General features: G+C 35.8%; 21 protein-coding genes and 2 pseudogenes. 10 read left to right on the forward strand and 13 right to left on the reverse strand.

Annotated features, from left to right (window positions below):
- Positions 1–25: 25 nt before the first annotated feature.
- The 5 genes and pseudogenes from merA to ACFSQJ_RS16715 all read left to right on the forward strand — a co-directional run.
- Complete coding sequence (gene merA, locus ACFSQJ_RS16695) at positions 26–1,759, forward strand: mercury(II) reductase (RefSeq protein ID WP_099543797.1); 1,734 nt, start codon at positions 26–28, stop codon at positions 1,757–1,759.
- Positions 1,760–1,832: 73 nt separating this feature from the next.
- A pseudogene (locus ACFSQJ_RS16700) lies at positions 1,833–2,731 on the forward strand (dihydrolipoyl dehydrogenase family protein); the annotation flags it as partial.
- A 33-nt stretch (positions 2,732–2,764) separates the two neighbouring features.
- Complete coding sequence (locus tag ACFSQJ_RS16705; protein WP_240531703.1) at positions 2,765–3,205, forward strand: hypothetical protein; 441 nt, start codon at positions 2,765–2,767, stop codon at positions 3,203–3,205.
- 18 nt (positions 3,206–3,223) lie between these two features.
- Positions 3,224–3,601 carry a YHS domain-containing protein gene (locus ACFSQJ_RS16710; RefSeq protein ID WP_099543790.1) on the forward strand — a complete coding sequence of 126 codons (378 nt, stop codon included), beginning with the start codon at positions 3,224–3,226 and terminating at the stop codon, positions 3,599–3,601.
- A gap of 72 nt (positions 3,602–3,673) precedes the next feature.
- Positions 3,674–3,952: pseudogene (locus ACFSQJ_RS16715) on the forward strand (cation transporter); the annotation flags it as partial.
- A 6-nt stretch (positions 3,953–3,958) separates the two neighbouring features.
- Here ACFSQJ_RS16715 and ACFSQJ_RS16720 read toward each other — a convergent pair.
- The 12 genes from ACFSQJ_RS16720 to ACFSQJ_RS16775 form a co-directional block, all read right to left on the reverse strand.
- Positions 3,959–4,621 carry an ATPase gene (locus tag ACFSQJ_RS16720; protein ID WP_099543788.1) on the reverse strand — a complete coding sequence of 221 codons (663 nt, stop codon included), beginning with the start codon at positions 4,619–4,621 and terminating at the stop codon, positions 3,959–3,961.
- On the reverse strand, positions 4,605–5,324 hold the full coding sequence (locus ACFSQJ_RS16725) for a hypothetical protein (RefSeq protein ID WP_099543786.1): 720 nt from the start codon (positions 5,322–5,324) through the stop codon (positions 4,605–4,607). The genes ACFSQJ_RS16720 and ACFSQJ_RS16725 overlap by 17 nt, the downstream gene beginning before the upstream one ends.
- Positions 5,325–5,327: 3 nt before the next feature.
- Positions 5,328–5,612 carry a helix-turn-helix domain-containing protein gene (locus tag ACFSQJ_RS16730; protein ID WP_099543784.1) on the reverse strand — a complete coding sequence of 95 codons (285 nt, stop codon included), beginning with the start codon at positions 5,610–5,612 and terminating at the stop codon, positions 5,328–5,330.
- A gap of 321 nt (positions 5,613–5,933) precedes the next feature.
- A complete protein-coding gene (locus ACFSQJ_RS16735; RefSeq protein ID WP_099543781.1) occupies positions 5,934–6,770 on the reverse strand; it encodes an RteC domain-containing protein in 837 nt (278 codons plus the stop codon).
- Between the two features lie 257 nt (positions 6,771–7,027).
- Positions 7,028–7,945, reverse strand: coding sequence for a helix-turn-helix domain-containing protein (locus ACFSQJ_RS16740; protein WP_099543779.1), 918 nt, complete (start codon positions 7,943–7,945; stop codon positions 7,028–7,030).
- A gap of 9 nt (positions 7,946–7,954) precedes the next feature.
- Positions 7,955–8,440 carry an asparaginase domain-containing protein gene (locus ACFSQJ_RS16745; protein ID WP_099543776.1) on the reverse strand — a complete coding sequence of 162 codons (486 nt, stop codon included), beginning with the start codon at positions 8,438–8,440 and terminating at the stop codon, positions 7,955–7,957.
- 127 nt (positions 8,441–8,567) lie between these two features.
- On the reverse strand, positions 8,568–8,939 hold the full coding sequence (locus tag ACFSQJ_RS16750; RefSeq protein ID WP_099543774.1) for an ArsR/SmtB family transcription factor: 372 nt from the start codon (positions 8,937–8,939) through the stop codon (positions 8,568–8,570).
- Positions 8,940–9,096: 157 nt separating this feature from the next.
- Positions 9,097–10,311 carry a site-specific integrase gene (locus ACFSQJ_RS16755; protein ID WP_099543772.1) on the reverse strand — a complete coding sequence of 405 codons (1,215 nt, stop codon included), beginning with the start codon at positions 10,309–10,311 and terminating at the stop codon, positions 9,097–9,099.
- A gap of 463 nt (positions 10,312–10,774) precedes the next feature.
- On the reverse strand, positions 10,775–10,897 hold the full coding sequence (locus tag ACFSQJ_RS16760) for a hypothetical protein (protein WP_377768077.1): 123 nt from the start codon (positions 10,895–10,897) through the stop codon (positions 10,775–10,777).
- A gap of 152 nt (positions 10,898–11,049) precedes the next feature.
- The gene (locus tag ACFSQJ_RS16765) at positions 11,050–11,205 is read right to left on the reverse strand and encodes a hypothetical protein (protein WP_377768078.1); all 156 of its coding nucleotides are present in this window, start codon (positions 11,203–11,205) and stop codon (positions 11,050–11,052) included.
- A 91-nt stretch (positions 11,206–11,296) separates the two neighbouring features.
- Positions 11,297–12,679 carry a sugar porter family MFS transporter gene (locus ACFSQJ_RS16770; protein ID WP_377768079.1) on the reverse strand — a complete coding sequence of 461 codons (1,383 nt, stop codon included), beginning with the start codon at positions 12,677–12,679 and terminating at the stop codon, positions 11,297–11,299.
- Positions 12,680–12,712: 33 nt separating this feature from the next.
- Positions 12,713–13,948 (reverse strand): 3-deoxy-D-manno-octulosonic acid transferase, encoded by a 1,236-nt coding sequence (locus ACFSQJ_RS16775; protein WP_377768080.1) that lies wholly within the window; start codon positions 13,946–13,948, stop codon positions 12,713–12,715.
- 89 nt (positions 13,949–14,037) lie between these two features.
- Here ACFSQJ_RS16775 and ACFSQJ_RS16780 point away from each other — a divergent pair, with 89 nt between their 5' ends.
- From ACFSQJ_RS16780 to ACFSQJ_RS16795, 4 genes are all read left to right on the forward strand, one after another.
- Complete coding sequence (locus ACFSQJ_RS16780) at positions 14,038–15,195, forward strand: DegT/DnrJ/EryC1/StrS family aminotransferase (RefSeq protein ID WP_377768081.1); 1,158 nt, start codon at positions 14,038–14,040, stop codon at positions 15,193–15,195.
- Positions 15,196–15,233: 38 nt separating this feature from the next.
- Positions 15,234–16,250 carry a UDP-glucose 4-epimerase GalE gene (galE, locus tag ACFSQJ_RS16785; protein ID WP_377768082.1) on the forward strand — a complete coding sequence of 339 codons (1,017 nt, stop codon included), beginning with the start codon at positions 15,234–15,236 and terminating at the stop codon, positions 16,248–16,250.
- Between the two features lie 90 nt (positions 16,251–16,340).
- Entirely contained in the window at positions 16,341–17,612 is a 1,272-nt protein-coding gene (locus ACFSQJ_RS16790) for a metal-dependent hydrolase family protein (RefSeq protein WP_377768083.1), read from the forward strand.
- A 16-nt stretch (positions 17,613–17,628) separates the two neighbouring features.
- A complete protein-coding gene (locus tag ACFSQJ_RS16795; RefSeq protein ID WP_377768084.1) occupies positions 17,629–17,991 on the forward strand; it encodes a hypothetical protein in 363 nt (120 codons plus the stop codon).
- On the opposite strand, the gene ACFSQJ_RS16800 is transcribed toward ACFSQJ_RS16795, so the two are convergent.
- A complete protein-coding gene (locus ACFSQJ_RS16800; protein WP_377768085.1) occupies positions 17,988–18,503 on the reverse strand; it encodes an alpha-ketoglutarate decarboxylase in 516 nt (171 codons plus the stop codon). The genes ACFSQJ_RS16795 and ACFSQJ_RS16800 overlap by 4 nt on opposite strands.
- Before the next feature lie 118 nt (positions 18,504–18,621).
- On the opposite strand from ACFSQJ_RS16800, the gene ACFSQJ_RS16805 reads away from it, so the two are divergent.
- A complete protein-coding gene (locus tag ACFSQJ_RS16805) occupies positions 18,622–21,423 on the forward strand; it encodes a 2-oxoglutarate dehydrogenase E1 component (protein ID WP_377768086.1) in 2,802 nt (933 codons plus the stop codon).
- Positions 21,424–21,439 lie beyond the last annotated feature (16 nt).

A 21,439-nucleotide genomic window follows, 5' to 3' on the forward strand; every position in this document is an offset into this window, starting at 1 on the left:
CACATAAAAACAAATCATTTTTAATATGAAGAATTTATTTAAAAAGAAAAACGAGTTATCTCAAAAAACAGAAACTGTTTCATTACAGATAGAAGGAATGACCTGTAGTGGCTGTTCATTACATATCGAAAAGGATATCAATAAAAAAGATGGTATTCTAATCAGTTCTGTGAACCACGAAACTGGTAAAGGAGAATTTACTTTTGATACTGCCAAGTTGAATAAAGAGGAATTGATTAACGCTGTAAATAGCATTGGTAAGTATACGGTTGTTAAAGGCAATGAAAAAGAGGATTGTTGTGATTCAATTTCGGATAGCACGACAGATAAAGCGTCCAACAAAGGAAAAAATCAATTCGATTTAATCGTAATTGGAGGTGGTTCTGCTGCATTTTCAGCAGCCATAAAAGCTGAAAGTTTAGGACTCACAACACTAATGGTTAATGGTGGATTAGATTTTGGTGGCACTTGTGTTAATGTTGGCTGTGTACCTTCCAAAAATTTAATCCGTGCGGCTGAAACGGCTTACCATACAACACATTCTAATTTTGCAGGAATAAAACCAAAAGGTGCTGACATTGATTTTGCTCAAATAATAAAAGACAAAAAAGCATTGGTTGCAGCCCTGCAACAGCAAAAGTATATGGATGTTGTGAGTGATTTTGAAAACTTAACGATGCTAAAAGGATGGGCAGAATTTGTAAATAACAACACCATTATTGTTGATGGTAAAGACACATACACTGCAACAAACGTTGTTATAGCAACAGGTGCAACCACGAATATTCCAAATATTGAAGGATTAAATGAAGTTGGGTATTTAACTAATGTGTCCTTATTCGATTTGGAAGAAAAACCCAAAAGCTTGACCATAATGGGCGCAGGTTATATCGGATTGGAAATGGCAATGGCATATAATCGTTTAGGAGTAAAAGTACGTATCATAGAATTTACCGATAGGCCTTTACGAAGTCAAACCGAAGACATTACTGATGTTTTAGTTGAACAAATGAAAAGTGAAGGGATTGAAATTCTTCCAAATTTTAGAGCTTTTAAATTTGAAAAAGAGGGCAACGATACTATTATTCATTGTAACTGTCCTGATGGTTCTACAACACAAATTGTTGAAAAAGGACATATTGTTGTTGCTACAGGAACCACGCCAAACACGTCTAAATTAGGTCTAAAAAAAATAGACCTAAAATTATCAGAAAGAGGGCATATTGTGGTTAATGAAAAAATGGAAACTAATATTTCCAATATTTATGCAGCTGGTGATGTCACTAATACACCGCCATTTGTGTATACAGCAGCAACCGAAGGCAGTACAGCCGTTAATAATGCATTTTCATTATCAAAACAAAGTGTAGATTATGCATCCTTACCATGGGTAGTATTTACAGACCCTCAAATTGCAGGTGCTGGCATGGATGAATATGAAGCCGAGAAAGAAGGTATTCCTTTTGAAGTATCAAAATTAGAGTTGTCTCACGTTCCAAGAGCATTAGCCGCACAAGACACAAGAGGGTTTATTAAACTGATTCGCAATACTGAAACAGATAAATTAATTGGTGCAAGAATAATAGCACCAGAAGGTGGCGAACTAATTCAACAATTAAGTATGGCTATTAAATTTGGTATTACTGTAAAAGATTTAGCCGAAAGTTTCTATCCATATCTAACTTTAGGAGAAGGTATTAAATTAGCAGCAATAACTTTTGGAAAAGATGTATCTAAATTAAGTTGTTGCGCTAGTTAAAACATTTGAGATTGTTTTGAAAACAAGAATATACATAATTGACTTTAGTGTAGCTTAAAAGAGCAATAATATTATGAAAAAATATGATTTTATTGTTATTGGTGGTGGAATGGCTGGAATGCCAGTTGCCAATAAGCTTGCCTACAAGGGATTTACAACTGCATTAATTGAAAAAGATTTATTAGGCGGGACTTGTTTAAACAGAGGATGTGTTCCTACTAAAACAATGCTCTATTCTGCTAAAGTGGCACAAATTGTAAAAAATTCTGAACGATTTGGGGTGATTTCAGAACAGCCAAAAATAGATTTTCTTGCAATTGTAAAGCGTAAAAATGACTTAATAGAAAAAATTAGGTCAGGAGCCTACAAGCAAGTAAAAAAAAATGAAAATTTAGATTTAATAGAGGGTGAAGCAAAGTTTGTGTCAAAGAGCATCATAAAAGTATCTGATCTGGAATACGAAGCTTCAAATTTCATAATAAATACAGGAGCTATTCCAAATATTCCTCAAATACAAGGTTTAGAAACTATAAACTACCTTACAAATGATGAGATATTAAACCTTAAGGAACTTCCAAAATCATTAGCCATTTTAGGAGGTGGATATATAGCAGTTGAGTTTGCTCAAATGTTTTCTCGTTTTGGAACAAATGTTCATATAATACAAAGGTCAAGCCGTCTTATCAATAGAGAAGATGAAGAAATAAGTGAAGAACTTTTAAAGGATTTAAATTTGAAAACATTAAAGTTTACTTGAATGCAGAAACAAGCAAAATCTCTAAAAAGGTTAGAGGAATACAAGTAGATTTCAAAGAAAAAGAAATCAGTAAATCTATAGAAGTTTCTCATTTATTAAATGCAACAGGCAGAATATCAACAGCTAAATTTCTGGATATTAGTAATACAGAAATTGACTTGGACGAAAGAGGATTTATCAAAATTGACAATAATTATAATACAACGCAACCAAACATTTGGGCTATTGGAGATGTAACTGGAAATCCAATGTTTACACATGCTGCAAGAGATGAATCCGAGCAACTATACCAAGCAATTACAAAAAAGTCAGAAATCATTAAAAAAATAATTCCTTATGCAATATTTACTGACCCGGAAATTGCATCTGTTGGTTTAACAGAAAAAGAAGCTGTTGATAAAGATTTTGCCATTAAAATAGGCAAGCAACCTTTTAGTCGTGTTGCTCGTGCATTAGCGATGGGCACATCTAGAGGATTTGTGAAGATTATTGCTAATGAAAAAGATGACACTATTCTTGGCGCTCAAATTATCGGAGAAAGTGCAGGTGAACTAATTCATGAATTTGTTTTAGCAATGAATAATAACATCAAATTTCGAGATATTGCAAAAAGTATTCACATCCATCCCACTTTGGCAGAAGGCGTTAATTCTGCGGCTGGGGGTGTCCATAAACCAGCTGGAACATAAAAAATAAACTATTTAATTATGAAAACAAATATTTGCCCTACATGTGGGTGTTCTCTGGTAAGATTGGGAATTAGTGAAAATAAAGCCAGTAAAGGTTCTTATAACGGAAATGAACTTTATTTCTGTTGTGATGGATGTACCGATTTGTTTGTAAAGGATCCCGAAAGATATATTGAAGAAACAAAAGATTTGATAGTATGCCCTACTTGTTTAGCTGAAAAGACTCTTACATCTGCTACTAAACTTAATGTTAATGGACAGGATGTATATTTTTGTCATTGTCCACATTGTATGGACCTTTATAAAAAAGCCCCAGTATTTTACATTAATCGTCTTGAAGGGAAGATACATAATGAAGGAATATTAGGTCATGATGGTTGTTGCATTGGTACATAAGTAAAAATTATTGAAATGGCATTCGAAGTTTGTAAAAACAATAAATCTATAATTAGTCCTACATTAATCATTATTCCCGATTTTTCTACAATAATTAATGTTTCAATTTTTGCACTTATTGCGAACGGCTTATGTCTTTAAATTTTACAAAAGTCAAACAGTAAAGAAGAGATACATATGAAAGCGAGTATGATTTTTACCTCGAACGATGTTATTATCAATTTGGGAGTTATAACCGCAGGAGTTTTGGTAAATTGGTTAAATTCAAATAAGCCTGATTTGATTATTAGAACAATAGTTTTTGTCTTGGTAATTAAAGGTGCGTTTCGGATTTTGAAATTAGGCAAATGAACCATTCTATTTTCTCTTATCCCCAGCTTCTTTATCAAAAGCAATCAAATTAAACAGTTCTCGCATTCGGCTGCGAACGCGGTTACCATAGCGTACTTCTAATTCTTCAGCATTGAGGTTGGTGGTTGCGTGGGTTTTGATTTTCTGTTTAGTATCAAGGAAGAGTTCATATCGAGATAAGAGTACTTCGCCCATTACATTTAAATCTTTACCATAAAATCGTCCGGCAGGTTCAATGCCTAAATCATCAAAGCAGAAAAGTTTTGTGTTTCCATACTCTTCAATGGTCTTAAAACCAAGATGGTTAAAACTGAAGGTCACATTTCTGCAAGGAATCATTTCATAAGGTCTTTGCATCGGAACAATATATCTCAATAATTTCATTAAGCTAGTTTTTCCGCAGCCAACGGGTCCGGAAAGTAAGATGCCCTTATCGATGTCAATTCCATAGGTTGTGCAATTGGCTTTATCCTTGATGAAATATGAACAGAGCTTTAGAAGTATCTCTCTATCTTCGTCATAAATTCTGAACTTTTTGCCAAAAAGCAGTTTACCTTTAGCGTTCAGGTAAATTAAGATTTTTGGAAAATCGTAGAGCACACTTTTACCATCAAATTTTCCGAGCGAATATTCCACACCACCTTCGGTAATTTTAGAGGGGTTGTCCATAATCTTTGTTTTTAGTGGTTCGCAAGTTGTCCTTGATTTGGGACGCTTGTTTTTTGTTTGAATCAATTTTATCATCGAACAATTCTGTTCTGTCCATCCAATTTGTGGCTAGAGCTCGCCAATCACGAATTGCTTGACCATCACTTGTTTGCCAGTTCCGAGTTTCATAGTGCTCAAAGAACTTTTTTCCCTCATCTACATCAAAACCATTTTCTTCAAAAAAATCAATAACCGCCTGCCTGCCTTTTGGCTGTTTTATATAGTTTTCTTGTTTGGTATTGTTTGTATTAGATACTAATACTTGTCTATTTATGGGATGGTGCTGTCCCACAACAGGTTCACGTATGGGATGGTACTGTTCCGCAAGCTGTTCTAATGTGGGATTGTACCGTCCCAAATTTGGTTCACTACCTGTCCCAATAATGGACATCTTGATTTTACTTCCTTTGTATGGATTGTTAGATGGAAAATAGCATAGGTAAAGCCACGAGTCCAAATCCGTAACACAGCGATGGTATGTGGATTTTGAACCTATTTTAGCACAGCGCATTAAATCTCTACGATTCACGTAAAACTCGTCTGCAAAACGACTACTGTTCCATTCTTGAAACAGCGCCATATAAAGACTAATATGGGTGGGATTTAGGCGGTCATCAAAATAGAACTTTTCAAAAGCCGCGTTGAGTAGCTTTATATAATTCATTATTTAGGAATTTGAACCGTGCTGAACACGGTTGGAAGTCATTATGTTTTGTATTTCCTCGGCATCGTAGTAGATAATACCACCAACTTTAGTATAGGGTAGAGTGCCATTGATGCGAAGGTTTTGTAAGGTACCTGGGCTTACCTGAAGTAAATCCATAACCTCAGAAGATTTGAGGTATTTTTTGAGTTTCCCATTATCTTGTTTAGATAATATTTTTTTAATGTCATCGAGCAATTCTAATTTGAAGTCTCGAAGGTCGTCTGTTGTAATAATACTTGCTGGCATAATAGAACGGTTTTATGGCAAGGGACTACCTAATCACTTTCAACTAATTTGATAGCCCCTGACCTGATTTGACTTTCGTTCTACAAATTTGAATAGCTTTAATGGATTTTATTCCCCAGTACAACCGTACTACGGTTAAAATTTAACATTTTGAAATTTCAATTGTTTTAGTAGTGTTTAAGCGTGCTTTCGTAACTAACAGACCTTGAAATTGTATCAAAATTTATGAAAGACAACTGCGGAATACAATTACCGTAGGTCAACCTTAGTACGGTCTTTTTTTAACATATAAAAGAAGGAACGAATGATAACAACTAGCGACTATTCCTCGCTTTTGTCCATTTCCGAAAGAAGGGAAGCCGTCAATTGGTCGAGGAATAATGTTCGGCTATTTTTACGATTTTTGATGTCCTGAAATGTTTTGTAGATTTCCTTTGGAGTAAAGTCGAATACTTCTTGCAAAATTTTAGATAATTTAATAATACTTAGACCCTTTTGTTTCGTCATTCCAGCAGCACTTAGTGAATATAGAAGTTCAACCCAGTCTGTATTTGTGAACGGCCAAGGAATTTTTTCTGTAGGTTTTATAGTCACACTATTTCCGTTCACTCTACTTTTAATAGAATGTTTCTTTTGGTCCATATAGTTGATAAGAGATATATAAGCCTTGAACTTTCCTAAAAGCATATCTCTCGGTGTACAAAAATCAGGGTCTTGAAAATAGAATTTGGAAGTAGTAATATGATAAATATCAAGATGCTTTCTGGTGTAATAAGCTTTGTCAAAGTGGGTTGCACCAGATTTAACGTATTGGCCGAAATCAAGGTTATAAAGAAAAAAGCGATTTAATTTACTAATCTTCTTTTTTACAAATTTTAATTGTGCAGCTCTGTCTGCTTTGGGAAATTGAATTTCAAAAGAATGAATTTCTGAGAAATATATAAGTTTAACCAATGGCACTTGTTTTATTTTTTTGAAGAAGATTATTTCATTCTCAACACTTTCAAAATCATTGGTCAGAATGTTTCTTTTAAAAACAGTAAGCAAGTTTCTACTTAACTGAATAGAACGATAGGATTGTTCCAAAATCGGTAGATTTTCGAGACTTATCTCGTCTAATGTCACGAGAAGATTTTTGCCTAACATTTCTAAATCCATTTGCAGCCATAAATACAGTTAAGCCCAACAATATTGGGCGCAGTCTTAGTTTGGGTGGATTAGTTGTTGTTAGAGCTCTTTAGTTAGCGAATGCGCAGGACAGGTACTTTGTTAGGAGAACTTTTTACGACAAGGGACATCTAAAGAGCTACTGAAATATAATAACATAATTTTGAATGAAGGATATTTTATTCCGTAGATATCTACGGAATGAACCGTATTTTCCTACGGTAATCGCTCTGGTATTAGGAACAACGCTACTTCGACTTTTTTCGATATCGATTAATAAATTGTCTTCTATTTTTTACACCTGTTTTTTTGTAGATATTTGAAGCGTGTTTGGAGACGGTGCTTTCAGCAATGAATAAATCCTTGGCTATTTGCTTATAACTGAGATTGCTTAGAATGGACAAGGTAATTTCTATTTCCCTTCTTGTCAAGTTTTCATAAATTATTTTTGTGTCTGCTGAGTGAATTGCCTGTTCTTTACTCATAGCAAATACTTCGTACATCTTGGTCTTATTTTCCAAGAAGTATAGGTGTCTGTCAATTTCAACAATGGTTATGGCATAAAAAGCCGCATTCATAACGGTAAAAGTCAACCATTGAAAATCCCCGATTAAGGTCAATATAGGTAACAATGCAATACTTGTAACGCTAATCATCGATAACCTATTACGACGTAATATGTATTCATTTGGATTATTTGGATGTGAAATTCTTTCATAAAACATCCCCAAAAAAACAAAGGCAAGAACCGAAATAGGTATTGTAAAAAGTAACCTTGAAGAATCTAATGAACAAGTAAAGAAATAGGGAATTAAGAAGAGAATAATAAAACTACCAGAAGTTAATATAGCCAAGTTCCTAATGGAAGAATTGTACTTTAATACTATGATATCATATTCTTTATAGAGGTAGTAAACTATATAAACACATAAAGCTATGGCAACGCCATAGGTTATGATGTATTGAAGAATAAGAGGGCCAGGAAAATCCTTTACAGGCAAGAATCCACCTGATAGATTATAAGTAATGAATAAAATACCCAACGATAAAAATCGTTTATAGCCACTTGAGTCTTTTCGGGTAGAATAGTAGAGCGTGAACAATACAATGACCGTATCCAATAAAAGATAGAAAAAAGTAGTCCAATGTATTGATGTTCCAAACATTTATCTTTTTCATTGCTGCTCAAATTTGTTGGTTTCTAAATTTTTTGTTACGTTTTCCCAATGAAATATGGTGCCGTTCATTGCTACATATACATCTGGTTTTAGAAATTGAACTGAGCATATTGCGTAACCTAAATTAAATGGAGCATCTGTATTATTGGATGTGCCTAAAACAAATGAGCCAACCAAGACTATCGTTTTCTTTAGGTTAAGTTTTCCGATATATTTTGCGGTATCTTCCATAGTGAAAGTACCGTGGGTTAATATTATTTTTTCTGTTCTCGTAGCTTTAATTTTATCAACCAAAAGCCGACGGTCATCATCTGTAATAAAGCGACTATCTTTATTGAATGCTTCTTCAATAGTATAATCGAATTTTACATTGGCCGAATTAAGAAAAGTCTTAATCGATATACCTACTTCATTAGGAGCATTTTCTTTTTTATTATAATCTAGCCCCTCTATGGTTCCACCCGTTGTTATAATATGTATCATAATTTATTAGGTTCTAATTTGGTTTAATAGGGTATACCGATTATTTAAAATAGTATCATCACCTGTACTGGCAATGTGATTTTTTGAATCTGCAACTTAAAAATCAATAGTAAGCACAGTTTTTTTATTATACAGCTATCTTATCAGATTGAATATTATTTAAAATATTCATCAGCATACTACTTCTTTGTGCATTAATAGAATAAAAGAGTGTCTGCCCTTCACGTCTAGAAGTAATTAGGTCGACATCTTTCATTTTACGAATATGTTGAGAAATTGCAGGAACACTCATTTTTAAAATATCTGAGAAATCACAGGGACATAGTTCTTTTTCTTGGTTGAGAAGAAAAAGAATTTTTAGCCTTGTTTCATTACCTGCGAGGGAAAAAATCTTACCCATTTCACTAATTGTTTTTGAAGTTTTATCCAAAGACTCTCGACAACGTGATATCTGCTTATGGTCGGCTTCAGCTCTTGTACAGGTTATTTCAAGTTTCATAATTCAACATTTGATGTAAAAATAAAATTATATAATTATCTAAGCAAATAATTAAATATATTTTAATTTTTTTGACGATTTTTTAAAAATTTGAAATGTGACGAATGCTTTCAGTTAAAACTGATGTGAAGATTAAAATTACGAATAATTATGTCGCTTAAAAGTTGACTACACTATCCAAGGCATCATCTGCATCTTTATGGATGAAGTTGGCTTGGTAATTAATGGTGGTTTTTAAATCTGTATGACGATATAACTTTTGAAGCATTAAAGGGTGGATATTATCTGCGGCAATATTGCCAAAAGAATGACGTGCAATATGCATTGTTACCTTTTTTTGAATACCTGCTCTTTTCGCAATTTTCTTTAGATGGTCGTTGAACTTTTTATTTGCGACTTTCTTCTTTCTATAAATATCTTTCGCATCGGTTAAATCTGCTTTTTTCATTTCTGGAAACACAAAATCATCATCATTCATTCTGTCCGTTATATACTGCAATAAAATTTTTTCAACCTTACTGGGTATTTTTAAGGATAACAATTTTGAATTCTTACCCATTCTGTAATGTAGTCTGCCATCATAAATCTGGGACCACCTTGTAAATAGAACATCCGAAACACGCATTCCGGCAAAATAGAAGCTAAACAGCCAAACATTTAAGGAATGTTTTTCCATACCCGAAAGCTCGGAAACATTTTCAAGGGCTTGTATTTCTTTTCCTGTAAGTCCCGTTTTGGTAGTTTCAGGAAACTTGATTTTAAATTTACCTGTCCCAAACGGATATAGTTCTTTACTTACTACCTTATCCTTGATTGCCCGATTAAAAAGTAATCGAATTAAAACCATAACATTCATAGCAGTAGTTTCGGTAAGCGAGCAAGTCCCTTTTAGATAGATTTTGAACTTTTTGAGAAAACGCTCATCAATTTCTTGAAAAGTAAGGTGTCGGGCTTTGCAATATTTCTCAATATAACTGAGCCAAGCTGAATCCGTAGAATGGCGATTAATTTTATTTTCTGCTTCCAGAGCTTCAAGATGTTCATCTGCAAAATCAAAAAAAGTCAGCTTGGAAGTTGGCTTGTAAATTTCCTTTTTAATTTGATGTGCCGTTGCATCCTTGTTATTGGTCTGTAAAATAATTAAACCTTTTCTGGCTTCTGAAAGCTTTGAGGTTAATAGATTGTTCAGACTTTCTGCATTTGGATGTGATTTCTTTACCTTAAGATTTTTTGTGTCCCAATCTTCTAGTTCGATATAGTGACCTATGTGTTTATACGTTGAACGACGGTCTTTAGTTATCCTAATAGCAAGAGGATATAGACCTTTTGAGTTGGGCTTTTTACGAAGAATTATTTTTGCACTTGTTGACATTATGAACCTGTTTTGAGTACGAAAGTCAAATCAGGTACAACATTTTGTCAAAAATTCACCTTAAAGATACGTCTTTATTAGAACTTTTGGGTACAACATAGGTACAACAAATGTTGATATCAACTGATATTAATTGACTTTAAATAAAATGACTGATAACATAAATCATTGAAAATGAGATAATTTATGCTTTATTGGTGCAATATATACCAGACTTAGGATCTAGTGCCGCGAGGTGTGAGAGTTCGAGTCTCTCCGCCCGCACAAAACGGAAGCTTCTTTGAAACGAGAGGCTTTTTTTGTTTGGCAAGGTTTTGTCGGTATTAGGGGGACGAGAAGCCTGTCTTTAGCAAGGCACGAGTCGAAGGGAGTATTTCTTCATACATAAAAAAGCCTCTTCAAATTTGAAGAGGCTTTTTCACTAAACACGTAATAACTTAAATTGTATTTGGTTAATAAGTCATCATATCAAGCCTACTAAGGCCAGTAAAGTTCCAATCGCTGTAATGGCCAAAACGCCATTAAGCGCAATAATTAGTAGTGATAGATACGAATCTACCCCATTTTTAAATGATAAATTTTCCATAATAAAACCTACTTAAATTATGATTCATATTCAAGTTAGGCCTAATTATTCCCTAAAGGATCGAAGTTGTTGTAAAATCCTACAATTTTGTGGTAAAAGTCTTAATATTTGTGGTCAAGTAAGTTTTAAACCAAAAATATTGATGGCTGCATTTATAATATTCCCAATAATTCTAGAGCAATACATACAGGTATTGCTATTAAAATTGCGACTAAAGCGAAAATCATTAATCGCAGAAAGCCGTCTAAAAGACCAGTTCCCGTTGATGCTTTTTCTGACATAATCATATAGTTTGTATCAATGTACATAATTATTTAGTACACTGTCTTAAAAATCAGCCTCTTATTCGATAAAAGGCTTGGTTTTATATGTGTTTGGTCAAGATTTTAAATTGTATTTCTACTTTTTAGCGCCCCTCATTTTCTTTGCCAAATCTTCTAAAGATACTCCTTTGGTCTCAGGCATCATGAAAATGACAAATAGTAATTGTAGTACCATCATCGTAGAGAAGAAAATAAAAATAGGCCAAGGATTTTCTTTAAAAATACCTATCTCACTATCTAAAAAGGTTGGGGTCAATAAGGTTATTAGGGCCGCGAATACCCAATGCGTGCCAGTGCCCCAAGATTGCCCATAGGCCCTAACTTTATTGGGGAAGATTTCAGAAATAAACACCCAAATTACAGCACCTTGGCCAACGGCATGTGAGGCTATAAAAACCAAAATAAATATTAAAAGTAGTAAAGAACTTGCCCCGCTGTAAAAACACCAGCCTACCATGGCCAAACTTAAAATATAACCTATTGAACCGATGTACATAAGTTGCTTTCTGCCCAGTTTGTCAATTAGGGCAATACCGATGAAGGTAAAAACCAGGTTGATAACACCTATGGAAATAGAACTCAACAGTGATTCGCCAGAGGCTAGACCTGCCCGTTCTAGAATTTCGGGAGCATAGTACAGTACAAAGTTAATACCAGATAATTGATTAAAGAGCGCTATTAGAAAGGCTAGTAGTAAAGGTTTATTATACTTTCCTGCAAAGAGTTTTTCTTTTTGATTGGAAATAGAAGTCTCAAGTGATTTTTTCAATTCTGAGAGCCGCGCCATTGCAAGGTCTTTTTCAATACCAAGATTATGCAGGGCATTTAATATAGTGGAATCTTCACTTCCTTTTAAGGCCAGCCATCTTGGGCTATTTGGTATTTTTAGCACCATAATGGTATAAATAAGTGCGGGTAAGCCTTCAATGCCCAGCATCCAACGCCAGGCATTATCCGGGGTAAAAAGTAGACCGATGAGGTAGTTTGAGATAAAGGCAATCAGTATTCCAAACACGATATTGAACTGGTACATGGCCGTAAGTCGACCACGATTACTAGCTTTAGAAATTTCTGAAATATAAATTGGAGCGGCTACCGAAGAGGCACCAACCCCAACCCCACCTATAAATCTAAAAAACGAAAAACTATAAGGTTCTACCGCTAGAGCGGAACCCACTGCTGACAGAAAATAGAGTATGCCTATCCAAAGTAGCGTTTTTTTACGCCCAATTTTATCACAAGGAATACCTCCGAACAAAGAACCCAATACGGTTCCCCAAAGGGCCATTGACATAATAAAAATTCCGTGAAAAGTAAACGGAGTTTCTCCTAAAAACCAGTTCGTACCCCATAATTCTTTTATAGGTTGATTGGCGCCACTGATTACTACGGTATCAAAACCAAATAGAAAGCCTGCTAATGCTGCGGTAAGCGAAATTCTTAAAATACGTTTATCCATGGTTGGTTTTAATTTGTTTAAATCTAGGAAAAATTAAATTCTTGGATCGATATGGTTCAAGAACTTGATGGTAGCTCCGGTATTGCTACTTACATACTTTGAATTAATTTTACCTGTAGATTTCATTAGGCTTTCATTCGTCAGCAAGTTATTGATGGTCTTAAGAAATTCTACTTCGTTTTTTATAGATAGAACGCCTCCGCTGTTGACCAAATCCTCAGCTTCTTTAAAGCCACTATAATTTGGGCCAATGATTATTGGTATTCCAAATACGGCAGGTTCCAAGGTATTGTGAAGTCCGGTTTTGAAACCACCTCCAACGTATGCCATATCAGCATAACTATAAATTTTTGTGAGTAGCCCGATGGTATCAATAATTAACACGTCGTAATTCTCTAAAGGCTTACTTTCTCTCTGAGAATAGCAGGCAGTTTTTTTAGTAAGACGTTCTGTTAGACTTTTTAAGTGCTCATTTTTAATATCATGTGGTGCTATTACAAACTTGATGTCTTCTGCAGAAGTGTTTATGAAATCGGCAATGATTTTTTCATCTTCCGGCCAACTGCTTCCGACAACAACGCAAAACTTATTTTGCTTAAAAGCATTCATGAAGTCAAGTTCGTTGTTTTGATCGAGAATTTCAGATACCCTATCAAATCGTGTATCACCACTAACGGTAACATTATTGAAACCGATTGAATTTAGAGCTTTTTTTGAGTTTGAATCTTGCACAAAGAAGTGGTCAAACGCTTTTAAGCTTTTTCGCATAAAGCTACCATACCATTTAAAGTAGACCTGCTTTTTAGAAAATAATGCAGACGCTAAAAATGTGGGCACTTTATTTTTCTTTAAGGTATTTAGATAATTTGGCCAAATTTCATACTTGATAAATATGGCCATTTTTGGATTGACCTGTTTGATAAATCTTTTAGCATTGGTAATGGTGTCCAAAGGAAGATAGGTGACAATATCTGCAAAGGGAGTGTTCTTTTTTACTTCATAGCCTGATGGGGAGAAAAATGTTAGTAACAGTTTATGGTTTGGATAAAGCCTTTTAAGCTTTTGAAGAATAGGAAGTCCTTGTTCGTATTCACCAAGAGATGCTACGTGCATCCAAATGACTTTGTCCGTAGAGGTGATGGAATCACTTAAATCTGAAAAGACATTTTTACGACCATCTACAAAAAGTTTGATTTTTGGTTTTATTAATGCTATCAGTTTTAGAAAAAACCAAGCTATATGAACCAAAAAGGAATACAAGGCGTGCACAAAAATAAGTTTGTGCTAAAATACATTTCTTATGGCAATGAAGATTTGCAGTGGCTTAATTTCTTAATTTTGTAGTCTAATTCGTTTAGATGAAAAAAATTCAAATGGTAGACCTTGGCGGTCAATACCAAGGAATAAAAGACCAGGTAAATTCATCAATATCAAATATCTTAGAATCTTCTGCATTTATAAATGGCCCAGAGGTTCAAGCTTTTCAAAAAGAACTGGAAGATTATCTTGAGGTAAAGCATGTAATTCCATGTGCCAATGGTACGGATGCCTTACAGATATGTATGATGGGCTTGGGTTTAAAGCCTGGTGATGAAGTCATTACTGCAGATTTTACATTTGCCGCCACTGTTGAAGTAATCGCTTTGTTGCAATTGACTCCAGTTTTAGTAGATGTAGAGCCAGATACTTTCAATATTTCTATCGATGCCATAGAAAAAGCCATTACACCCAAAACCAAGGCAATTGTTCCAGTGCATTTGTTTGGTCAGTGCGCAGATATGGATGCCATTATGGATTTGGCCAAAAAACATAACCTTTTTGTTATCGAAGATAATGCCCAAGGTATTGGTGCAAAACACAGGTTTAAAGATGGTACTAAGAAGATGTCCGGTACCATAGGTCATGTGGCCTCTACTTCTTTTTTCCCCTCAAAAAATTTGGGTTGTTACGGTGATGGTGGCGCAATATTTACCAATGATGATGATTTAGCCCATACCATTCGAGGTATTGTAAATCATGGGATGTACAAACGATACCATCATGATGTTGTTGGTGTAAATTCTAGATTAGATTCAATTCAGGCTGCAGTCTTAAGGGCAAAGCTTCCGAAATTGAATAGTTATAACGCTAAAAGGCGAAACGCTGCTAGAAAATATTCAGAAGCCTTTAAGAATCAAGAACATATTGTAGTGCCCAAAACTGTTAATGGTTGTGATGGTATTTGTGACACCTGTGATTGTCATGTGTTTCATCAGTATACCCTAAAAATCACGAATGGTAAAAGGGATGCCTTAGTGCAACATTTAAATAATAATGGAGTGCCATGCGGTGTATACTATCCTATTCCATTGCATAGTCAAAAAGCCTATGTTGATGAGCGTTATATCGAAGCCAACTTTGCTGTAACGAATCAATTGGTTGAAGAAGTTATTTCTTTACCGATGCATACGGAGTTGGATGATGAGCAGATAGGCTATATTACGGCTATGATTATCGAGTTTGTAAATAAACAGTAAGTTAAAGTTATAACTTTAGTTCCTTGTAAAAATAGTATATGAAGATTCTTGTCACCGGAGGTTTAGGTTTTATCGGTTCCCACACCGTGGTTGAACTGCAAAAAGAAGGCTTTGATGTTGTGATAATAGATGACCTCTCTAACGCCGAGGAAAAAGTACTGGATGGAATTTTAAACATTACTGGCAAAAAGCCTGTTTTTGAGCAATTTGACCTTAGAGATAAATCTAAGGTTGAAAATTTCTTTTCTCGACATACAGATATTGAGGGAGTTATTCATTTTGCAGCGTCAAAAGCTGTTGGTGAAAGCGTTGAGAAACCCTTGTTGTACTATGAAAATAATTTAGGTGTTTTAACCTATTTGCTCCAAGAACTCTCCAAAAAGGGAAAAGCTAGTTTGATATTCAGTTCTTCTTGTACGGTTTATGGTCAAGCAGATAGTATGCCTATTACAGAGGATGCTCCTATAAAACCAGCTGAATCACCTTATGGAAACACAAAACAGGTTGGTGAAGAGATTATTAGAGATACTTGTAAGGTCACGCCACATTTATCGGCTATAGCACTTCGCTATTTTAATCCAATAGGTGCTCACCCAAGTGTTGAGATAGGCGAATTGCCCGTAGGTGTGCCACAAAATCTAGTTCCATTTATTACTCAAACAGGTATTGGTATGCGAGAGCAATTATCGGTATATGGTGATGACTATCCTACGGAAGACGGAACATGTATCAGAGATTATATTCATGTTGTTGACTTGGCCAAGGCGCATGTTGCGGCTTTGCGGCGTTTGGTCAAAGATGAAAATGGAGAAAATTATGAAGTCTTCAATCTTGGTACAGGTACAGGGAGTTCCGTTTTAGATGTTATCAAGAGCTTTGAGCGTGTTTCGGGTAAAAAATTGAATTATAAAGTGGTCTCGAGAAGAGAAGGTGACGTAATAGAGGCATATGCCGATACTCAAAAAGCAAATACTGTCTTAGGCTGGAAAGCGCAATCGACCTTAGATGAAGCAATGAAATCTGCATGGGACTGGGAGCAGAAAATCAGAAACTGATAAAAACACATTTATTAGGAATGGCCCAACTAATAAGTTGGGCTATTTTATTTTAGTACTTTTAAAAGACTAAAATTAGACCAACCAATTATGAAAAAATTTCTTCTACTTATTTCAATTTTCTCTTGCTTATCACTAGCAGCTCAAAAAACATATTTGCAATGCGGAACGGTTATAGATGTGTCCAACGAAAAAATGCTTTCTCAAAAGACAATAATTGTTTCTGGTAATATCATTGAAACAGTTGAAGATGGATTTGTTAAAGGAGGAAGTAATGATACAGTCGTAGATTTAAAGGATAAGGTTGTTTTACCCGGTTTAATAGATATGCATGTGCATATGGAGTCGGAGTATAACAAGGGAAGTTATATGAAGGAGTTTACGCTAAATGAAGCTGATGTGGCCCTGGAGAGTACGGTTTACGCAAAAAGGACTTTAATGGCAGGCTTTACCACCGTAAGAGATTTAGGTGGAACGGGAGTTAATATTTCACTTAGAAATGCCATTAACAAAGGATTGGTGGATGGCCCTAGAATTTTTACATCAGGAATGGCTCTGGCTACCACGGGAGGCCATGCTGATCCAACAAACGGCAGAAGAAAAGAACTAATGGGAGACCCTGGTCCAAAAGAGGGGGTTGTCAATTCACCAGAAGATGGCAAAAAAGCGGTTAGACAACGCTATAAAAATGGGGCGGATGTCATAAAGATTACTGCAACCGGCGGTGTGCTTAGCGTTGCTAAAAGCGGGCATAACCCACAATTTACTTTGGAAGAAATTCAAGCAATAACTAGCACTGCAAAAAATTATGGTATGTCCGTAGCAGCACATGCACATGGTGATGAAGGTATGAAATTGGCTGTTCTGGGTGGAGTAAATACCATTGAACACGGGTCTTTTATGAGTGAAGAAACGATGGAATTAATGGTGAAGTATAACTGTTATTTAATACCAACAATAAGTGCTGGCAAACAGGTCGCCGAGAAAGCAAAACAACCAGGTTTCTTTCCGCCTGTTGTGGCTCGTAAAGCATTAGAAATTGGACCAATTCACCAGTCGACCATGGCCAAGGCTTATAAGAAAGGGGTCCCCATGGGATTCGGTACCGATGCCGGGGTTTTTCCACATGGAAAAAACGCCATTGAGTTTGGCTATTTATTGGAAGCGGGTATTCCTGTCAAAGAGTCTTTAAAGGCAGCAACCATTACCAACGCAAAACTGCTGGGGATTGATAATTTAGGCCAGTTAAGGAAAGGATTTTTAGCTGATATTATTGCGGTAAATGAAAACCCTGTTGAAAATGTAAAAACGCTAGAAGAGGTGGTTTTTGTAATGAAGGATGGAAAAATATACAAACAATAGGGAGTTATAAGCCATTATGGATTTTAATCCAGAAAATACAGGGCAAATGTTGAGTGGAGCCATCGAAAATGGGCTTTACGATGAATTGGTGCAACAACTTCGGAAAGATTTTGAGCATGTGAACATCGCTTTTTTAATAGGAACTGACGTAGATTCAGGTGCTTTGGAAACAACTTTAAAAGAAAAAATCTATGTATTACTATTGGAAGATTTTGAAGGCTATTTAAACCTAATGTATTCCATTGATGTGCCAGAAGCTTCCTTCGCTACTATAAAACCCACCGATGCTGTCGATGTATCGGAGCAAGTAGTTTTTCTAGTCTTAAAAAGAATATATCAAAAGGTCTATTTCAAAAGAATTTATAGTAAAAAAAGTTAGAAAAACACACGAACAAAAGGCATCCAGGCATCCAAGTAAATGCTTCTATTTTCATCGTATAATACGTCATAACGAAGACCTATCGTGACATTTCTATTGGTGTATCCGAGACCGAAGAATAGGGCCGGAGACCAATAATTATCCTCAAAAGTCGTAGCTCCTACCTGTTGGCTAAGATTAACACGTAGTTGCTCATATTCAGCGGAGATTTGTAGAAATGGCACGGGATTGTATAGCGCTAAAGCGCTCGCCCCATAGGCCAAACGTTTATCATTATCGAATTTGGCATAATTAAAGGTAAATGAGGTTCCCGCCGCAAACTGTTCATTAAATTGGTAAATGGCACTAGGGGAAACCGAAGCGTTAAACCCACCATTGCTAAGGCCAAAACCCAGTCCGCCACCAAAACGTACGTTCCTCCAAAAATCATTGGAATTAGGTGATGTTTGGGCAATAGTATGTTGCACTAAAGTGCTAATGAAAAGTAAAAAAAGAACTTTTTTTAAGGCCATTTTAAGAGAATTTGTTTTAAACTTTCATTTTTAACAATAATACCTTTTCTTGCTCCGTTAGCTGTTGTAAATATTGTATTTTTGATAAAATTTATGCTAAAGATACAGAAAGTAATTCATGGATAAATATTCCTTTTTGAATGCAGTGCATACTTCCTTTTTTTCGGAGATGTACGACAAGTATTTAGTAAGCCCGGATAGTGTTGAGCCCAGTTGGAGGGCTTTTTTTCAAGGTTTTGATTTTGGTATGGAAAGCTCATTGGATGAGCTTGACATAAGACCTGCTGAAAATGCAGGGTCTGCCTTAATCAATGGGCAACAAGTAGAAATTCCGCAATCATTACAAAAAGAATTCAATGTTATTCGTTTAATTGACGGATATCGTTCGCGCGGGCATTTATTCACGGAAACTAACCCGGTAAGGGAAAGACGCAAATACGAGCCAAATCTTGATGTGACCAATTTTGGGCTCTCTCAAGAGGATATGGATACCGTATTTGATGCAGGCAGTATTATAGGTATTGGTGCGAGCAGTCTTAAGGACATTATAAAACATTTAGAAAGTATCTATTGTGATGCAATAGGCGTGGAGTACATGTACATCCGAACCCCCGACCGCATTCAATGGATTCAAGACTGGTTGAATGTGAATGACAATCATCCGAGCTACTCAGCCGATGAAAAGAAAAACATCCTTAGAAAGCTAAATGAGGCTGTTTCTTTTGAAAGTTTTTTGCATACCAAATATGTAGGGCAAAAACGTTTTTCATTAGAAGGCGGAGAGTCTCTAATTCCTGCCTTGGATATGATTATAGAAAAAGCAGCAAATGCCGGTGTAAAACAGGTAGTCATGGGTATGGCGCACCGAGGCCGTTTGAGCGTATTGACGAATATTTTCGGAAAATCACCGAAAGATATTTTTAGTGAGTTTGATGGTAAAGATTATGAAGAAACTATTTTTGATGGTGATGTAAAATATCATTTGGGTTGGACATCTATGCGAGAAACAGATTCTGGTAAGATGATGAACATGAATATAGCTCCAAATCCATCGCACTTAGAAACGGTCAATGGAATCGTTGAAGGTATCGCTCGAGCAAAACAAGACGCCTCTCATCAAGATAATAATTCAGAAGTTTTACCGATTCTTGTTCACGGAGATGCAGCTTTTGCAGGACAAGGCGTAGTTTATGAAATTATTCAAATGGCCCGTTTAGATGGGTATCAAACCGGGGGTACCATACATATTGTGGTAAACAACCAAATCGGTTTTACGACAAACTATCTAGATGCACGCTCATCTACTTATTGTACAGATATCGGAAAGGTAACTCTTTCCCCAGTCCTTCATGTAAATGCTGATGATGCCGAGGCAGTTGTTCATGCGGCAACATTTGCTTTGGAATATAGAATGCGTTTTAAGCGTGATGTATTTTTAGATTTGTTAGGATATCGAAAGTATGGACACAATGAAGGTGATGAGCCTAAATTTACACAACCATTATTGTATAAATCTATTTCTAAACATCAGAACCCAAGAGACATTTATGCGCAAAAGTTAATTGCGGAAGGTGTTATCGATGAGGCATATGTTAAGAATCTGGAACAGGAATATAAAAAGAATCTTGAAGAAGATTTGATGGATTCCCGTAAAATAGAGAAGACACGAATAACGCCATTTATGCAAGATGAGTGGGAAGGTTTCAAGCTCATGGAAGAAGATGCTATGCTGAAGCCGATAAACACTTCGTATTCTCTTAAAAAAATGGATAAGGTAGCTGCCAGTATTACCAAACTGCCAGAAGGTAAAAAGTTCTTGAGAAAATTAGAACGTTTGGTGCAGGGGCGTCACAAAATGTACTTTGAAGACAATAAGTTAGACTGGGCTATGGGAGAACTGTTGGCCTACGGTTCACTTATTGAAGAGGGGTATGATGTGCGTATGAGCGGTCAAGATGTTGAACGTGGTACTTTTTCGCATAGACATGCGGTTATAAAAACCGAAATGCATGAAGAAGAAGTGACTTTATTGAACGAGTTAGGAGACCAACAAAACGGTAAATTCCATATCTATAATTCCTTATTGTCAGAGTATGCGGTAATGGCCTTTGATTATGGTTATGCCATGGCAAACCCAAAAACATTAACTATCTGGGAAGCTCAATTTGGTGATTTTAGCAACGGAGCCCAAATTGTTATCGATCAATATTTATCATCTGCCGAAGATAAATGGAAGCTTCAGAACGGATTGGTCCTATTATTGCCTCATGGTTATGAAGGTCAGGGAGCAGAGCATTCGTCTGCGCGTATGGAACGTTATTTACAGCTATGTGCCAAGGATAATATGTATGTTGCCGATGTCACTACACCGGCTAATATGTTTCATTTGTTGCGAAGACAAATGAAAGCTGAATTCAGAAAGCCGCTAGTTGTGTTTACTCCGAAGAGTTTGCTGAGGCACCCAAAAGTGGTTTCTACAAAAGAAGAATTGGCAAACGGTAGTTTTCAAGAATTGATTGACGACCCAACGGCTACTTCGGGCAAAACCAAAACTTTGGTGTTATGTACAGGGAAATTTTACTATGATTTGCTTGCCGAAAAAGAAGAATCTAAAAGAGATGATGTTGCGCTGGTTAGATTAGAGCAGTTGTTCCCGATACCAGTAGCAGCTTTACAAAAGGTGATTAAAAAGTATAATAAAGCGGAAGAAATAGTTTGGGCCCAAGAAGAACCTAGAAATATGGGGGCCTGGGGCCATTTATTAATGCATTTAGAAGAAGCAAAGGACTTTAGGGTAGCTTCTAGAAGATTTTACGGTGCGCCTGCGGCAGGTAGTGCCGTTCGTTCAAAACGTAGACATCAAGAAGTAATAGATTACGTTTTTGACAAAACAAAAGATAATTTTGTAAGAAAAAAATAAACAAACTCGAAATAAA

This window comes from Croceitalea marina (assembly GCF_042684265.1).
GTDB classification, from domain to species: domain Bacteria; phylum Bacteroidota; class Bacteroidia; order Flavobacteriales; family Flavobacteriaceae; genus Croceitalea; species Croceitalea marina.

What these genes read in the sequence shown, in the direction of transcription:
- ACFSQJ_RS16720 (WP_099543788.1), bottom strand. Translation starts at nt 4,621, where the DNA reads ATGGACAACCCCTCTAAAATTACCGAAGGTGGTGTGGAATATTCGCTC.
- ACFSQJ_RS16745 (WP_099543776.1), bottom strand. Translation starts at nt 8,440, where the DNA reads ATGATACATATTATAACAACGGGTGGAACCATAGAGGGGCTAGATTAT.
- ACFSQJ_RS16730 (WP_099543784.1), bottom strand. Translation starts at nt 5,612, where the DNA reads ATGCCAGCAAGTATTATTACAACAGACGACCTTCGAGACTTCAAATTA.
- ACFSQJ_RS16705 (WP_240531703.1), top strand. Translation starts at nt 2,765, where the DNA reads ATGTTTACACATGCTGCAAGAGATGAATCCGAGCAACTATACCAAGCA.
- ACFSQJ_RS16755 (WP_099543772.1), bottom strand. Translation starts at nt 10,311, where the DNA reads ATGTCAACAAGTGCAAAAATAATTCTTCGTAAAAAGCCCAACTCAAAA.
- ACFSQJ_RS16760 (WP_377768077.1), bottom strand. Translation starts at nt 10,897, where the DNA reads ATGGAAAATTTATCATTTAAAAATGGGGTAGATTCGTATCTATCACTA.
- galE (WP_377768082.1), top strand. Translation starts at nt 15,234, where the DNA reads ATGAAGATTCTTGTCACCGGAGGTTTAGGTTTTATCGGTTCCCACACC.
- ACFSQJ_RS16795 (WP_377768084.1), top strand. Translation starts at nt 17,629, where the DNA reads ATGGATTTTAATCCAGAAAATACAGGGCAAATGTTGAGTGGAGCCATC.
- ACFSQJ_RS16740 (WP_099543779.1), bottom strand. Translation starts at nt 7,945, where the DNA reads ATGTTTGGAACATCAATACATTGGACTACTTTTTTCTATCTTTTATTG.
- ACFSQJ_RS16750 (WP_099543774.1), bottom strand. Translation starts at nt 8,939, where the DNA reads ATGAAACTTGAAATAACCTGTACAAGAGCTGAAGCCGACCATAAGCAG.
- merA (WP_099543797.1), top strand. Translation starts at nt 26, where the DNA reads ATGAAGAATTTATTTAAAAAGAAAAACGAGTTATCTCAAAAAACAGAA.
- ACFSQJ_RS16805 (WP_377768086.1), top strand. Translation starts at nt 18,622, where the DNA reads ATGGATAAATATTCCTTTTTGAATGCAGTGCATACTTCCTTTTTTTCG.
- ACFSQJ_RS16780 (WP_377768081.1), top strand. Translation starts at nt 14,038, where the DNA reads ATGAAAAAAATTCAAATGGTAGACCTTGGCGGTCAATACCAAGGAATA.
- ACFSQJ_RS16710 (WP_099543790.1), top strand. Translation starts at nt 3,224, where the DNA reads ATGAAAACAAATATTTGCCCTACATGTGGGTGTTCTCTGGTAAGATTG.
- ACFSQJ_RS16765 (WP_377768078.1), bottom strand. Translation starts at nt 11,205, where the DNA reads ATGTACATTGATACAAACTATATGATTATGTCAGAAAAAGCATCAACG.
- ACFSQJ_RS16770 (WP_377768079.1), bottom strand. Translation starts at nt 12,679, where the DNA reads ATGGATAAACGTATTTTAAGAATTTCGCTTACCGCAGCATTAGCAGGC.
- ACFSQJ_RS16735 (WP_099543781.1), bottom strand. Translation starts at nt 6,770, where the DNA reads ATGGATTTAGAAATGTTAGGCAAAAATCTTCTCGTGACATTAGACGAG.
- ACFSQJ_RS16725 (WP_099543786.1), bottom strand. Translation starts at nt 5,324, where the DNA reads ATGAATTATATAAAGCTACTCAACGCGGCTTTTGAAAAGTTCTATTTT.
- ACFSQJ_RS16800 (WP_377768085.1), bottom strand. Translation starts at nt 18,503, where the DNA reads ATGGCCTTAAAAAAAGTTCTTTTTTTACTTTTCATTAGCACTTTAGTG.
- ACFSQJ_RS16790 (WP_377768083.1), top strand. Translation starts at nt 16,341, where the DNA reads ATGAAAAAATTTCTTCTACTTATTTCAATTTTCTCTTGCTTATCACTA.